This is a genomic window from Kitasatospora sp. NPDC059812, assembly GCF_042732075.1.
Classification (GTDB): Bacteria; Actinomycetota; Actinomycetes; order Streptomycetales; family Streptomycetaceae; genus Kitasatospora.
The window spans coordinates 1-13,651 of sequence record NZ_JBHWIO010000017.1; the positions used below are offsets into that span (position 1 = coordinate 1).

11 protein-coding genes and 2 pseudogenes are annotated in these 13,651 nt (G+C 70.7%); 5 read left to right on the forward strand and 8 right to left on the reverse strand.

The window, feature by feature from the left end:
- Positions 1-353 precede the first annotated feature (353 nt).
- Positions 354-1,418, forward strand: a pseudogene (locus ACFV6D_RS11670) (type III polyketide synthase); the annotation flags it as partial.
- Between the two features lie 323 nt (positions 1,419-1,741).
- Positions 1,742-3,424, forward strand: a complete 1,683-nt coding sequence (locus ACFV6D_RS11675) for a multicopper oxidase family protein (protein WP_380559381.1) — start codon at positions 1,742-1,744, stop codon at positions 3,422-3,424.
- A 390-nt stretch (positions 3,425-3,814) separates the two neighbouring features.
- On the opposite strand, the gene ACFV6D_RS11680 is transcribed toward ACFV6D_RS11675, so the two are convergent.
- From ACFV6D_RS11680 to ACFV6D_RS11710, 7 genes are all read right to left on the reverse strand, one after another.
- Positions 3,815-4,078: a hypothetical protein gene (locus ACFV6D_RS11680; RefSeq protein ID WP_063352094.1), complete on the reverse strand. Its 264-nt coding sequence runs from the start codon at positions 4,076-4,078 to the stop codon at positions 3,815-3,817.
- 82 nt (positions 4,079-4,160) lie between these two features.
- Positions 4,161-4,730, reverse strand: a complete 570-nt coding sequence (locus tag ACFV6D_RS11685; protein WP_380559383.1) for a GNAT family N-acetyltransferase — start codon at positions 4,728-4,730, stop codon at positions 4,161-4,163.
- Positions 4,720-5,454 (reverse strand): lasso peptide biosynthesis B2 protein, encoded by a 735-nt coding sequence (locus ACFV6D_RS11690; RefSeq protein WP_380559385.1) that lies wholly within the window; start codon positions 5,452-5,454, stop codon positions 4,720-4,722. The genes ACFV6D_RS11685 and ACFV6D_RS11690 overlap by 11 nt, the downstream gene beginning before the upstream one ends.
- Positions 5,447-7,258 (reverse strand): albusnodin/ikarugamycin family macrolactam cyclase, encoded by a 1,812-nt coding sequence (locus ACFV6D_RS11695; protein ID WP_380559387.1) that lies wholly within the window; start codon positions 7,256-7,258, stop codon positions 5,447-5,449. The genes ACFV6D_RS11690 and ACFV6D_RS11695 overlap by 8 nt, the downstream gene beginning before the upstream one ends.
- 79 nt (positions 7,259-7,337) lie before the next feature.
- On the reverse strand, positions 7,338-7,478 hold the full coding sequence (locus tag ACFV6D_RS11700; RefSeq protein WP_159398675.1) for an albusnodin family lasso peptide: 141 nt from the start codon (positions 7,476-7,478) through the stop codon (positions 7,338-7,340).
- A gap of 290 nt (positions 7,479-7,768) precedes the next feature.
- Positions 7,769-8,014, reverse strand: coding sequence for a hypothetical protein (locus ACFV6D_RS11705; protein WP_063352091.1), 246 nt, complete (start codon positions 8,012-8,014; stop codon positions 7,769-7,771).
- On the reverse strand, positions 8,011-8,184 hold the full coding sequence (locus ACFV6D_RS11710) for a hypothetical protein (RefSeq protein ID WP_159398674.1): 174 nt from the start codon (positions 8,182-8,184) through the stop codon (positions 8,011-8,013). Before ACFV6D_RS11710 ends, ACFV6D_RS11705 begins: the two co-directional genes overlap by 4 nt.
- Before the next feature lie 719 nt (positions 8,185-8,903).
- Here ACFV6D_RS11710 and ACFV6D_RS11715 point away from each other — a divergent pair.
- The 3 genes from ACFV6D_RS11715 (at position 8,904) to ACFV6D_RS11725 (ending at position 13,085) form a co-directional block, all read left to right on the forward strand.
- Positions 8,904-10,091 (forward strand): helix-turn-helix domain-containing protein, encoded by a 1,188-nt coding sequence (locus ACFV6D_RS11715; protein WP_159398673.1) that lies wholly within the window; start codon positions 8,904-8,906, stop codon positions 10,089-10,091.
- A 184-nt stretch (positions 10,092-10,275) separates the two neighbouring features.
- The gene (locus ACFV6D_RS11720) at positions 10,276-11,670 is read left to right on the forward strand and encodes an alpha/beta fold hydrolase (RefSeq protein ID WP_380559389.1); all 1,395 of its coding nucleotides are present in this window, start codon (positions 10,276-10,278) and stop codon (positions 11,668-11,670) included.
- A gap of 212 nt (positions 11,671-11,882) precedes the next feature.
- Positions 11,883-13,085, forward strand: a complete 1,203-nt coding sequence (locus ACFV6D_RS11725) for an alpha/beta hydrolase family protein (protein ID WP_380559391.1) — start codon at positions 11,883-11,885, stop codon at positions 13,083-13,085.
- Positions 13,086-13,199: 114 nt separating this feature from the next.
- Here the strand turns inward: ACFV6D_RS11725 and ACFV6D_RS11730 are convergent.
- Positions 13,200-13,577 (reverse strand): annotated as a pseudogene (locus ACFV6D_RS11730) (epoxide hydrolase N-terminal domain-containing protein); the annotation flags it as partial.
- Positions 13,578-13,651: the final 74 nt, after the last annotated feature.

Genomic DNA, 13,651 nt, shown 5'->3' on the forward strand with positions numbered 1-13,651 from the left:
GGGGCGGGACCGGGGGGGGGGGGCCCCCCGCGCGCGGCGGCCCCCCCCCCCCCCCGGGCGCCCCCCCCCCCGCCGCCCCCCCCCCCCCCCCCCGGGGGGGGGGGGCCCCGACATGCGGGACGGGCCCGCCTTCCGTAAATTGGGCTAGGTGGCCTGAACCAACTTGCGGCCAGCACGACCGTCCGCACCGCGATCAACCGATCCTCGCTCGGTCGGCTCGTCGGCCGCTGAGTTGGATCCCGCCCGGTGCGTCCCGCCGCCCGCGCCCTCCGCGCGTCCGGCTCGCAGCGGCTGCCGTCGAGTGGTGAAATCCCGCCCCGCCAGGGTCGCACCGGGAACACCGCTCGTCTGGAGGAAGTGCCGTGGCAGTTCTGTGCAAACCGGCGATAGACGTACCCGAGCACGTCATCACCAACGAGGAGACCATCGAGCTGGCGCGCAGGCTCCACCCCGACCATCCACAGCTCGAACTGGCGCTGCGTCTCATCAAGAACACCGGAGTGCGCAAGCGGCACCTGATCCAACCCATCGAGGTGGTGCTGAAGCACCCGGGGTGGGACGAGCGCAGTGCCGTCTTCGCGGCGGAGTCGAAGGCCCGCGTCCCGGCGGTGGTGATCAGGGCCCTCGAACAGGCCCAAGTGGAGGCGTCCCAGATCGACTTGATCGTCTATGTGTCGTGCACCGGTTTCATGATGCCGTCGCTCACGGCGTGGCTGATCAACAGGCTGGGCTTCCGACCGGAGACCCGGCAGCTGCCGATCGCCCAACTGGGGTGTGCGGGCGGCGGCGCGGCGGTGAACCGGGCCCATGACTTCTGTTCGGCCTACCCGGGCGCCAACGTGCTGATCGTGGCCTGCGAGTTCTGTTCGCTGTGCTACCAGCCCACGGACCTGGGCGTGGGCTCGCTGCTGTCCAACGGCCTGTTCGGCGACGGGATCGCCGCCGCCGTGGTCCGGGGCGAGGGCGGGACCGGAATGCGGTTGGAACGCAACGGCTCGTACCTCATCCCGGACACCGAGGAGTGGATCTCCTACGCGGTCCGCCCCACCGGATTCCACTTCCAGCTGGACAAGAGGGTGCCGGGGACGATGGAGCCGCTCAGCCCGGCCCTGCGCGCGGTGGCGGAGCAGCACCAGTGGGACGTGGGCACGCTGGACTTCTACATCGTCCACGCCGGCGGCCCACGGATCCTGGACGACCTCAGCCGCTTCCTGGAGGTGCCGCCCGAGGCGTTCCGCTTCAGCCGGGCCACGCTCACCCAGTACGGCAACATCGCCAGTGCGGTCGTACTCGACGCCCTGGCCCGGATGTTCGACGAGAAGTCGGCCCTCGACGGGCACCAAGGGCTGCTGGCCGGGTTCGGCCCGGGGATCACCGCCGAGATGTCCCTGGGCACCTGGGCGTCGCCCGATTCCTGATCGGCGGCCGGGCCGGGCACCAGGTGCCCGGCCCCGCGTCCGTCGTTCAGGGGGCAGGGGGCAGGGGGCAGGGGGCAGGGGGCAGGGGGCCGGGCGCTGGGTCAGGGCCCGGGCAGGTGCGGTCGCGCTGCGGAGCGCGCGAAGCTCGCCGATACTGAGCCAACGGGCAGTGACGGAACGTCGCGTCGGCGCTACGGTCCGACACGCCCGGCCCGCGCCGGCGTGCGCGCGGCGGCCACCGAGCAGGGCCGCCGGAAGCCACGACCGGCGACCACTGGCCCGGCGGCGTACCGACCGCCCGGCCCTGGACGGAAAGACCGGGAATGCTGAACCGACGAGACCTCTTGAAAGCCGCCGCGATAGGCGGCCCGGCGGTCCTCTTCCCCTGGGACCGCGCACCGGGCGGGGCCCGGGTCTCGTCCCTGGCGTTGTCGGCCGCGCCGGCCACGCAAGCCGCTCCGGCCGCGTACGCCGCGCCGCCCAGGTCGGAGGCCAAGCGGTCGGCCGCCCGGATCACCCCCTTCGAGCACGCCATGCCGGTGCCCCCCGTGCTGAACCCGGTGTCGCGGACGGACTCCTCGGACCTGTACCGGCTACGGATGGCCGATACCCAGGCGGAGATCGTCAAGGGGCTGCTGACCACCGTCCGGACCTTCGGCGGCTGCTTCCCCGGTCCGACCATCCGGGCGGTCAGAGGGCGGGAGGTGGTGGTCCAGCAGACCAACGACCTGCGCGTGCACACCTCCGTGCACCTGCACGGCGGCCAGGTGCACTCACGCTACGACGGCCTGCCGATGGACCTCGTCCAGCCCGGCGAGACCCGCGAGTACCGCTACCCCAACGAGCAGGTGGCCGCCTCGCTCTGGTACCACGATCACGCGCACGAGCTGGAGGCCGAGAACGTCTACCGCGGCCTGGCCGGCGCCTACCTGCTCAGCGACCCGCACGAGAGCGGCCTGCCGCTGCCGAACGGCGAGTTCGACATCCCGCTGCTGATCCGGGACGCCCGGATCGAGACCGACGGCAGGCTGGTCTACACCGACCCGTACGCGTGCCCGCACATGCTGGTCAACGGCAAGGAGCGGCCTTACTTCCAGGTGGCCGCGCGCAAGTACCGGCTGCGGGTCTTCAACGTCTCGCCCAACCGGCATGTGTCGCTGCGCCTCGCCGACGGCCAGCCGTTCACCCAGATCGCCTCCGACGGCGGACTGCTCGCCGCGCCGGTGACGCTGCACGAGCTGACCCTGACCGGCGCGGAGCGCGCCGAGATCGTGGTCGACTTCGCCCGCTACCCGGTCGGCGGATCGGTGGTGCTGGAGAACACGGCCGCGCTGGAGAGCGAGCGGACCGAGGTGCTGCGCTTCGACATCACCCGGACGGCCGAGGACCGGAGCCGGATTCCGGACGTCCTGGCCACTCTGCCGCCGATCCCGAAGGCGACGGTGCACCGGGAGTTCGCGCTGACGACCTTCCCGGACGCCAGGATCAACGGGCGCAAGTACGACCCGAAACGGACCGACGTGCGGACCACCGTCGGCAGCAGCGAGATCTGGACGATCCGCAACCACCTCACCCGCCCGCCGGCCGGGGTCTTCCACGCCCCCCACTCCTTCCACACCCACCTGGTGCAGTTCCGCGTGCTGGACCGTGACGGGGTGCCGGTCGGCCCGGCCGAGGCCGGGCTGAAGGACACCATCACGGTCCACCCGGGGGAGAGCGTCCGGATCGCCATGACCTGGGGCGAATATCCGGGCGAGTACGTCTACCACTGCCACCACATGGTGCACTCCTCGCACGGCCAGATGGGCCGGATCGACGTGCTGCCCGCAGGATCGAAAGACTCCGGGCGGGAGTCGGGCGACGCCTTCGCCGACTCGTCCCGGTCCACCGGATCGTCGGCGTCCGGGGCCTCGGCGGCCGGAGCCGGTCGACGGCGGTGGCGACGGCGCAACCGGCACCACCACCACCATGCGGGCCACCACCGCCGGCACCGGGGACTGCGGTGAACCCGGAACCGAACGGCGGGCCGGTCCGGACGAGGGGTTGAGCCCGACGGACGGCTCCGTGACGGCCCCGGGACGGTCCCGGGCGGCGGTCCGCGCTCGCCGTCCCGACGGTTGGCGACGTACCGATGCTGAACCGGCGGCGTCCCAGAAGTCCGGGATACCGCCGGCCACCGCCGTCCAGGATCAGTACGGACGATCCCTCCGGCGCGCCGCACTTCGCCGAGATGCTCCGCCGCGCGGGCCTGCACCCGGACACCCGCGACCCGGTGGCCGGCGCCCGCGAACTCGTCGAGTCCGGCGTCTTCCTCTACGCCTTCGGGAACGTAAGTAGCTCGCCAGTTACGCGCTCGCCGCATGAGCTAGGAAGCCCCAGTTTGAGCGGGGGTTCAGTCAGGGCATCGTCTTCCGCCCCGGCATGCTGATAGGCATCCACGGCCAGGGGGCGGGGCGCAGCCCGGTTGCTTCGTCAAGCGGGCGGACGCGATACCCGGCCTTGATCATCTGGGCCTGGAGCCAGTTGGAATCGCACCCGTAAACCGTCGCGAGCCTTCTGACGCCGACGCCGGAGTCGTACCGGAGGGCGATTGCCGGCAGCGCGGCGATCACGAGTGCCCTGAGCATGGCCTGCCGGTCTTGTTCAGTGGTGGCCCACATAGCTACTCCTGAGGAGGGCGGAGGCGGGCCCGCCGTTGGGGGTTGAGGGCGGCGGGGGTGCGAGATGGTCAGGGCTCGCCGGTCAGTCCGCGGATGCCAAGACGCTGGGACCCGAGAACTCCGAGGCCAACGCGTCCATGATCAGCTCGTCGCACACCGCGCCGCGCCAGTACCCGGCCTGGCGCATCGCGCCGACGTGCTTGAAGCCGGCCTTCGCGTAGACCTGGACTGCGGCCTTGTTGGGCGCGAGCACCTTGAGCCAGATGGACCGGACGTTGGCGACGTGGAACCCGAAGTCCAGCGTCAGCCGGGTGGCTCGGGTGGCGAGGCCCTTGCCGCGTGCCTCGGGCGCGATGACGAGGATGTATTCGGCGGTGCGGACGTAGTTGTCGGGTTGAAGCGTGGTCATGCCGCTGGGCACCGGGTTCTCGGCGTCCGTGAGGTCGTAGACGGTGAACCTGATGTTCCTGCCGGCGAGCTGCTGCTGAAGTCCCTGGGTCCGGCTTTGCAGCGACTCGGGAACTGGGCGGCCGAACCCGATCAGGGAACTCGGGGCCTCCTCCCAGCGCCAGTACTGCTCTGCCAGGTCGGACCGAAGGGGGCCGAGCCCGCAGATGCCATCGGAAAGCCAGATCGTCTGTTCAACGGACATGGTGTGCTCCGGGGATGCTGAGAATCGCTGTGAACAACCCAACTGACGTGGACTCGGCGACGGGCGTGCCGTCAACGGTCTCGATCCAGGCGTGCAACCGTATCGGGTCAGGCGCGACGCCATGACGCCAAACTGCGGCCTTACCCGTCAGCTGGAGCAGCAGCATCGCGGCAGCCGACTCCTCCAGGCAGTTGGTTCGTCCGGGCGAGTACCAGCCCGCGCTACGCACCGCGTGGACGGCCTGTTCGGCTTCGGTGGGCGTCGCAGGCCTTCTCCGCCCCGTCGTGCTGGCGGAGTGAACCAGCTTGAGAACACGGCCCATCGCCTCATGCTCCGGGCCTGCGGCCTTCACAGCGTGGACCACCGAGAGGGCGGCAGCCGCCGCCAGTGTCCGGGTGCGCGGGACGGGTACGGGAGGAGTCAGCCCGGCCCGGAACTCGTCGCCGCCCCAGCTTGCCCTCGGCGCCTCCACCTCGCGGACGCTCCGCCACGGCCGAGGCCGGTCAGCCACGCCCAGCAAGCCTGCCGCCAGCAGCGACTTCAACAGCGGCTCCGGGAGGTGCCGGGCGTTGCCGAACTCCGCCGCGTGACGGAGAGCCGCGCCGGCCGACGCGGGGAGCGTGCTGACCTGGCCGTTGTAGTAGTTCACCAGAACAACGGCGTGCCCGAAGTCCAGACCACGGACATGGCGGGGCATGCTCACGAACGAAGGCGAGTCAGTCACGGTCTCCCACTTCCTCGATCCATTGCGGCTCCGACTCGCGGTCAAGCGCCAGAAGCCACGCCTCGACGGCGAGTGTCCGATCCAGAATCCCCATCGGCACGGGCATGCCCATCGCGGCCTGCTTCAGCACGCGGCGAAGGGCCCGGGGCTCGACCAGACCGAGGGCGGAGAGGAACCCGTCCGCCAGGCCGAGCAGGGCATCCAGGTTCTCCCGCCGACCGGTGTAGAAGTCGGCGTTGAACGAGCCCTTGGTACTGCGGGCGGAGAGCGGGGCTGGCAGCAGATCACTCATCGCCCGCACCAGTTGCGGCTTGTAGGCGTACACGGGTGGGCGGGCTTCGAGCGGGACGCGCAGCAGGGAGTTGACCACGCTGGCGTCCAGGAACGGGTTGCGAAGTCGGATACCGATTTCCTCCGCCAGCGCGGCATCCGCCTGCGCCGTCCGGGCCACCTCACGAATCTCGTCTATGACCGTGCGGACCCCGGCATCGAGTCCCACAAGCGGGTCCGGAGCGGCGGCCACCCGCTCAATCTCACCCCGCAGTTGCGGCAGGGTCTCGACACCTGCCCAGGCGGGGAGCTGCACGGACGGGAACCAGTGAACGGCGCCGGCTGCCGAGGACGGACCTTGAACGACCTGTGCGGCGAGTACGGACAGCGCGTCGGTCCGGGAGAGTCGAGCCGACGCGACTGCCTGCCGGAGGATGTTCGAGAGCGGAAGATGCCGGAGCCGGGCCCAGCCCGCGGCCTGGTGGAAGGCGGCCCGGAGCTGTCGGTGTCGAACCAGATCCGCGATGTGGACCGGCGGCTGCGAGCAGACGCTGTCCCCGCCATCACCGGTCAGATGAAGCGTGGTGTCGAATCGCTCGGCCATCCACTCCAATTGCCGAAGCAGCCCAGCCCAGGCCATTGTGGACGGGGCCGGTTCATCAGCGGCGGGCACGTCGGTGATCCCGGTGTAGGGCAGATGCTCGCGTTGCGTCGGTAGTAGGTGATGCTTGATCCTGCCGGGCATCGAGTTCGCCACAAGCCGAGCGAATCGGAGGTCAGCCCCCGACTCGTCCCCTTCAGGGTGAACCGTGACGGCGGTGACGCATACGCTGTCGGGTGCTTGGCGAGCCGCCAGGAGGGTGATGGACGATGAGTCGAGTCCGCCCGACAGGTCAGTGCTGAACGGGCCGTCGCCCAGTCCTAGGCCCACCGCTTTCTCAAGCTCGGCCCGGAAGCGCCCGGCTGGCTCGGGTCCGATGTCCGGCTGCGGCAGCCATAGGTTCGTGATCTGGGGTGCTGTGCCCGGAGCGAGCCGGATACGCGCGCCCGGCGGCAACTGCTCGACCCCGGAGAAGTACGACCGGCCCGCAACGAGAGCGGGGAGCAGCGGCGCGAACACCGCTGTCACGAGCCGCCGCGTATCGACAGGAGCCCTGTTGAGCCCCGCGAGCAGCCGCGCCGACGACGACCAGGCCCACCCCGAACCGAAGCGGGAGACATAGACCGGCTGCGCGGCAGCCGGGTCGGTGAAGATCACGGTTTCGTGTCCGGCCTCGCTCACCACCGCGTAGGCCCCCGGCCAGCGCCACGCCAGATCGGCGGGCAGAGGCCCAGCGCCCAACGCCTTCAGATCCGCCAGCCGCGCACCGCTCGGCCCGAGGACGAACAGCCGGCGGGCCGGGCCACCCTCCGTGCGGTAGAGCTGAGCCGGCGTCATGCCGGTCATCCATACGCTCGACTGCGGATGCAGCCGTGTCGCTCCCAACGGGTGTGGCGTGCTCGTTGCGGAGCTGCTGAAGCCCCCGAAAGCCATGGTGGCCCTCTCCTTGGCGAATCAATGGCGGAAAGCGGGCTGCGGTGCGGCCCCGAAGGGCCGCACCGCAGAAGGAGGATCAGCCGGCGTACTGGTACACGTGCCGCTTGCCCTCGCCGCCGTCGGAGGTGCCGCCCATGGTGAGGGCCGCCGCGTCGCCGATCACGGTGACGGTCATCTCGTCCTCGTCGGCGGTGACGATGGGCTCGTACACGTTCATCTCTCGGTTCCTTCCTGCCAGGTGGTGCAACGTTCCACCGGGGATTCCCGGTGGAGCCCAGCCCAGAGGACTTCCTCATCCAACTGGGCTGGGAGCTTTAGGGATCAGCGGCTTCGAGGCCGCCGACCGAGGTGCAGATCCGCGTAAACCGTCTTGCCGCGAGCAGTGAGACCGTGTAGGCGACAGCGACCGTCACGGGGGTCGGGTCCCCATGGGCGCACTGCCTGGCTGTGTCCCGGCAGTCGTCCTGGCCATCATCGACGGGGGTTCTCCTCGTCTCGACACGGGACCTACGCCGGGTGCTTGTCGAGCGCGGCCCGCAACGCGGCACGGCGGTGGGGCGTCCGGGCGCGGATGATGCAGTCGCTACAGATCGCGTGGCAGGTGCTTTGGGCGTCACCGGGGGCCTGGAGCGAGGTGCCCGCGCAGACCAGCGTCTCCCGGCGGCAGACCCAGCAGGTCCCCTCGCGGTAGCCGTCGGGCCGGTCCACGACGTACCCATCGCCCGTGAGCCAACCGGTCGGCGGGGTGCTCAATCCGCGGACTCCAAGTCGCGTAGGAGGACCATCTCCGGGTACGGGTCGGCGGAGCTGTCCCGGTTCACCCAGGCGTGGTTGGCCAGCCTGCTCGGGGTCCCCGCGACGGTGCCCGTCCAACCGTCCGTGCGGTGCCGGACCGGGTCGCCCTGGATCACACTGACTTTCACAGTTGCACTTCTCCGTTGGGGAGTTGGATGGGGGTGTCTAGCCACGCGTCACACGTGCGTCGTCAGAGCCTGGCTCGCACGGACTTCCTGTACGCCACGCAGTCCTTGCAGGAGCACGTGGACTTCACGGCAGCGATCTGAAGCATGTCGCCCGGGGAGCGGCCCCTGTCGAGGACCTGAGCCGCCCTGTAGTCGTCCAGCGGGTTCCACCCCGCCGGGGGGCTGGCCTTCTCGACCTTCGTGGGTCCCGTCACGACTTCGCGGTACACCCGAGGGGTGGTGCGTCTGGCCATCGGTCTGTCCTCCTTCGTCGAGGCCGCAGGGGAAGGGGTTACTTTGCGGTCATGCCTGCCGAGCCGTTCATCAACGACGACGACCACGACGCCTGCTGGATCTGTCCTAGCCTTCGGCTCCGCGCTGGGGCGTTCGATGTGCTCGAACGCCCCAGTGCGGATTACCCGTTCAACCCGGCCGACGGCTTCCGGTACGGCCGGGAAGGAGCCCCGGCCTGTGCGCACGGAGACTGCATCGGGCTGCCTCCCGATCGGTACGCGAGTACCGGCGAGGCGTTGCCCGAGGGCTGGAAGGTGATCGCTTGCTTACTGACTGCAATCATTCAACGGCGGATGACTAAGATCAGTTAACACAAAACTTGCACAACGACCCTTGCGGAACCTGATGTGCCATCATCTAGTCGTCGAACTGGGATGATTGAGCGCATGGGGAACACAGCGCCGTCAGCTGGTGAGAACATCGCGGTACTCCGGAAAGCGCGCGGCCTGAGTCAGGCCAAACTTGCCCGGGAAGCCGGCATCACGCTTTCTTACCTTTCCAAGATCGAAACTGGGCTCAGGCCTGCGACCCCTCCGGTGGTGGCTGCCGTCGCTCGGGTTCTCCATGTCACCACCGCCCGCGTCTACGGGAATCCCTTCGTCGGCCCGGCCGAGCAGATGGACCTGCTCAACGAGCTTCGGAACACTGTTCGTCGCCACACTCTTCCGCGAGAGAGTCCACTCTCCCCAGCTGAGACCACTGGGGCCGTTCAGACCGCCGCTGACCTGAGGGCCAGCACTCAGTACCTGGAATTGCTGCGGATGCTGCCCGCGCTCCTCGGCCAAACGACCGCCTCCGCTCTCGACTCCCGAGGCGAGGCGACGGCATGGGGCTACGTCGCGGATGTGTACAGCTGCGCGTACACGGTTGCACACCGACTCGCACAGCCCGATCTTGCCGACATGATCGTCTCTCGCCAGATGTGGGCCGCACAGCAGACCTGGAACCCGTCTGCCGAGGCAGCAGCAGCGTGGAATGAGGCGGGCACGTACCAGTCTGCTGGCCAGTATGAGGACGGGTTGGCCATCATCGAGAGGGCTATCAGCCGCTACGAGGCCGTACCCGCGAGTGGCCCCTTTCGGACCATCCACCTCGGCTCTCTCCATCTGCGCGGCGTCGTGCTGGCGTCGAGAGCCAAGGACGCCAACGCCACCCGTGACCACCTGCGGCACGCATGGACCCTGGCCGAGACGCTTCCGGACGGCAGGGACCTGGTGCAGCACCATCTGACGTTCGGCCGGGGAAACACCGCACTGTACGAGCTGGCGTCCCACGTCGAACTCGACGCCCCCGACCGCGCTGTCCAGATGTCCGGTTCACTGATCGCATCCCCACCCGCGGGGTTGAAGCCAAACCGCCTAGGCCGCTTGTACATCGACGTTGCGCGCGCCCGGTTGGCCGTGCGCGACTACGCCGGTGCCGAGGAAGCTCTCAACGCCGCCCATGCCGTCGCTCCGCAGATGGCACAGATACACCCGATGGGTCGCGAAGTGCTGCGGGTGCTGATCGTCATGCACCAACGCTCCAAGCCCGGTCTGCTCGCTATGGCGAAGCGGGCAGGGCTGGCGTCTTAAGGCTTGCATGGCGAGGGCCGCGCTCAGGAGGGGATGGGGCCTGGTGCCATCGGCCGGCGGGGCCGGTCGCGCACGGTCCGTTCAGGTCGAATCCCGCCCGAACGCTCCCCACCGAAGAGCCCCGGGGCGCAGGCTGGTTCCGTGACCGCGTCAGCACGGACGCGGCGCGAGCGGAAGGACGAACATGACGAGCACGCGCGGCCGTATCGCCGCCCTGCTGGGCGCCGTCGCGGTGGTCGCCGGTACCACCCTGGCCACCCCCGCAGTCGGCTTCGCCGCCACGGCCGGACCGGCCCGCGTCGGCGGGATCACCGGCCAGGCGCCCTGCCCGGACGCACCCGAGTTCAGCTGCGGGACCCTCACCGTCCCGTTCGACCACAGCGGCGCCACCCCCGGCACCCTCGACCTTGAGGTGGCCGTCACCGGCAACACCACGGCGCCCAAGGGCGACCTGCTGTTCCTCACCGGCGGCCCCGGCCAGCCCGGCGTCCCGGCGATCAAGCGGATGGCGGGCAAGCTGGAGCCCGTCCTCAAGGACTACCGCCTGGTGATGTACGACCAGCGCGGCACCGGCCGGGGCGCGCTCCAGTGCCCGGGCCTCCAGGAGGACATGGGCTCCTCCGACCTCGCCCTGCCGCGCAAGCAGTCGATCGCCGACTGCGCCGCCGCCCTCGGCCCCAACGCCCGCCACTACAGCACGGCGGACACCGTCGCCGACATCGACCTGCTGCGCCGCGCCCTCGGCGACCGGCGCCTCACCCTGGACGGCGTCTCGTACGGCAGCTTCGTCGCCGAGCGGTACGCGCTCGCCCACCCGGCGCACGTGGCCCGGTTGGTGCTCGACTCGGTGGTGCCGCAACAGGGTTTCGACCCCCTCGACCTGGCCGCGCTGCCCGCGAGCGCCCGGGTCCTGCGGGCCGCCTGCCAGGCCACCGGCTGCACCACCGACCCGGCCGCCGACCTCGCCGCCACGGTTCGGCGGTACGGCAACGGGGCGCAGATCCTGAGTGCGCTCACCGGCTATGAGTTCATCGACCCGAACTACGGCGGGGTCCCGGAGATCCTGCACGAGGCCGCCGCCGGGCAGCCCGCGAAGCTCCAGGACTTCTTCGACCTGGTCCGCCGGCAGGTCGACGCGGCCTCGGCCGAGGAGCTCAGCCAGGGGCTGCACTCCGCCGCCCTGTGCGCCGACTCGCGCTTCCCGTGGGGCACCACCGACACCCCCGTCGCGGGCCGTGCGGCGGCGCTGGAGCGCACCCGGCAGCGGCTGACCGCCGAGCAGACCTGGCCGTACGACCCGGCGACCGCGACCGGGCTCGGCAGCCTCCTGGTCTGCCTCGACTGGCCGCGCGAGCAGGTGCCGCCGGCGCCGTCGGAACACCGCAAGCTGCCGGACGTGCCGGTGCTGCTGCTCGGCGGCGACCGGGACCTGTCCACGCCGTACGAAGTGCTCTACCAGCAGGCCGAGTTGGCACACGACCCGCAGATCGTGATCGTGCTCGGGGCGGCGCACTCGGTGCAGAACCGGGCGGCGAACCCGGCCGGACGGCAGGCGGTGTACGACTTCCTGCTGAAGTAGCGGGAGCCGTCGGCGGGCCGTTTCGCACGGGGGACGGAACGGCCCGCCGCCGCGGCCCGTCCGGCCTGTTGTGCCAGCCCGCCTGTTGCGCTGGCCCGTCCGCCCTCATCCGCTGGGATGCCCGGTCCTCCTCCGCTGGGATGCCTTGTCCCCTTCCCCGTCCTCCCCTGAGGGGATGTCAACTACTGCGCCCGCGAACTAGCGTCGCCGGCATGACCAGAATCCGTCGTGCTGCCCTGGCCGCCGTGCTCACGCTCGTCCTGCCGCTGCCGATCATCGGAGCGGGTACGGCGTTCGCCGCGCCCGGGCCCTCCGCCACAGCTCCCTCCGCGGCCCCCGCCACGGCCTCGGACAGCTCCGGCGTCCAGCTGGAGCTTCCCCGCCCGACGGGTCCGCACGCGATCGGACGCAGCACCCTGCACCTCGTCGACCAGCACCGCCGGGATCCCTGGGTGCCGGCCGCGGGTGCCCGGGAACTGATGGTGTCGACGTACTACCCGGCCCGGCCCGGGACCGGCGGACCGGCCCCCTACATGACCACCGAGGAGGCCCGGCTGCTGCTGCAGCAGGCGGCTCAGGGCGGCGCCGTCCCGGCCGAAGCACTCGGTGGCACCCGCACCTACGCGCACGCCGACGCACGGCCGGAGCGCGGCAGGTTCCCCCTGCTGGTGCTCTCGCCCGGCCTCGGGCTGCCGCGTGCCACCCTCACCGGCCTCGCCGAGGACCTGGCCAGTCGCGGGTACGTCGTCGCGCTGGTCGACCACACCTACGAGTCCACCGGTGTGACCTTCCCCGACGGACGGACCCGCACCTGCGCCGTCTGCGACCAGACCCCCACCCTCGACGCTCTGGAGGCGATAGCCCGGAGCCGGGCCACGGATCTCTCCTTCGTCGTCGATCAATTGACTGACCGTCACTCACCGTGGCGGTACGCCGGCATGATCGACCCGCGGCGGATCGGCATGGCCGGGCACTCCATCGGCGGTAACGCCGCCGCCGCGACCATGGCTGTTGACGACCGGGTACGAGCCGGGGTGAACATGGACGGAACCTTCCTCGCGCCGGTCCCCGCCACCGGCCTCCAGGGCCGCCCCTTCCTCATGTTCGGCACCCTGGCCAACCACAGCCCGGGCGGCGCGGACACCAGCTGGGACCGCGACTGGGCGCGCCTGGACGGCTGGAAGCGGTGGCTGACCATCGCCGGCTCCGACCACTCCAGCTTCACCGACCTGCCCGTCCTCGCCGCACAGCTGGGCGTGGCCGGCCCTGTCGTGCCGATCCCGGCACAGCGCGCGGAGGAGATCACCCGCGCCTACGTCGGGGCCTTCTTCGACCTGCACCTGCGCGGCATCCCGCAGCCACTGCTCGACGGCCCGTCACCGGCCGACCCGGAGGTCGCCTTCCAGCACCCCTGATCCCACCGTCTGATCCCGCCGTCGCCCCCGCGCACGCCCCGCGCGGGGCAACGCCCGCCCGGCCCGTTGCCGGGCGGGCCGGCAGGGCTGTTCAGGGCCTGCGGTCGTCGAAGGTGCGGCCGGGTCGGCGAGCGGGTCGATCACCTTCGACCAGTGCCAGAACGTCCACGGCCAGCCGTGGGTGAGGATCAACGGGATCGGGCGTGGGCCGCGGCCGGGCCTGCGCAGGAAGTGCACCGGGACGCCGCCGACGCTCACCTGGTAGTGCTCGTGGGCGTTGATGGCGGCCTCGGCCTTGCGCCAGTCGTACCCGTCCCGCCAGTAGGCGACCAGTTCACGGAGGTAGCTGTCCGGGACGCCGTAGGACCAGTCCTCGTTCCCCTCGTCCAGCGGCGGACGAGTCAGTGCGAGACGGGTGCGCAGATCGTCGAGGACCTCGTCGGGCACATGGATCGGGGTGGGCTGCAGGGGGAAGGCGTGCGGGGCGGACATGGCGTGGTCCCTTTCCGGGGCGGAGGAAACGGTGCCGCCGGCGTGTCGGGCATCAAGCAGCCCGGCGGATATGG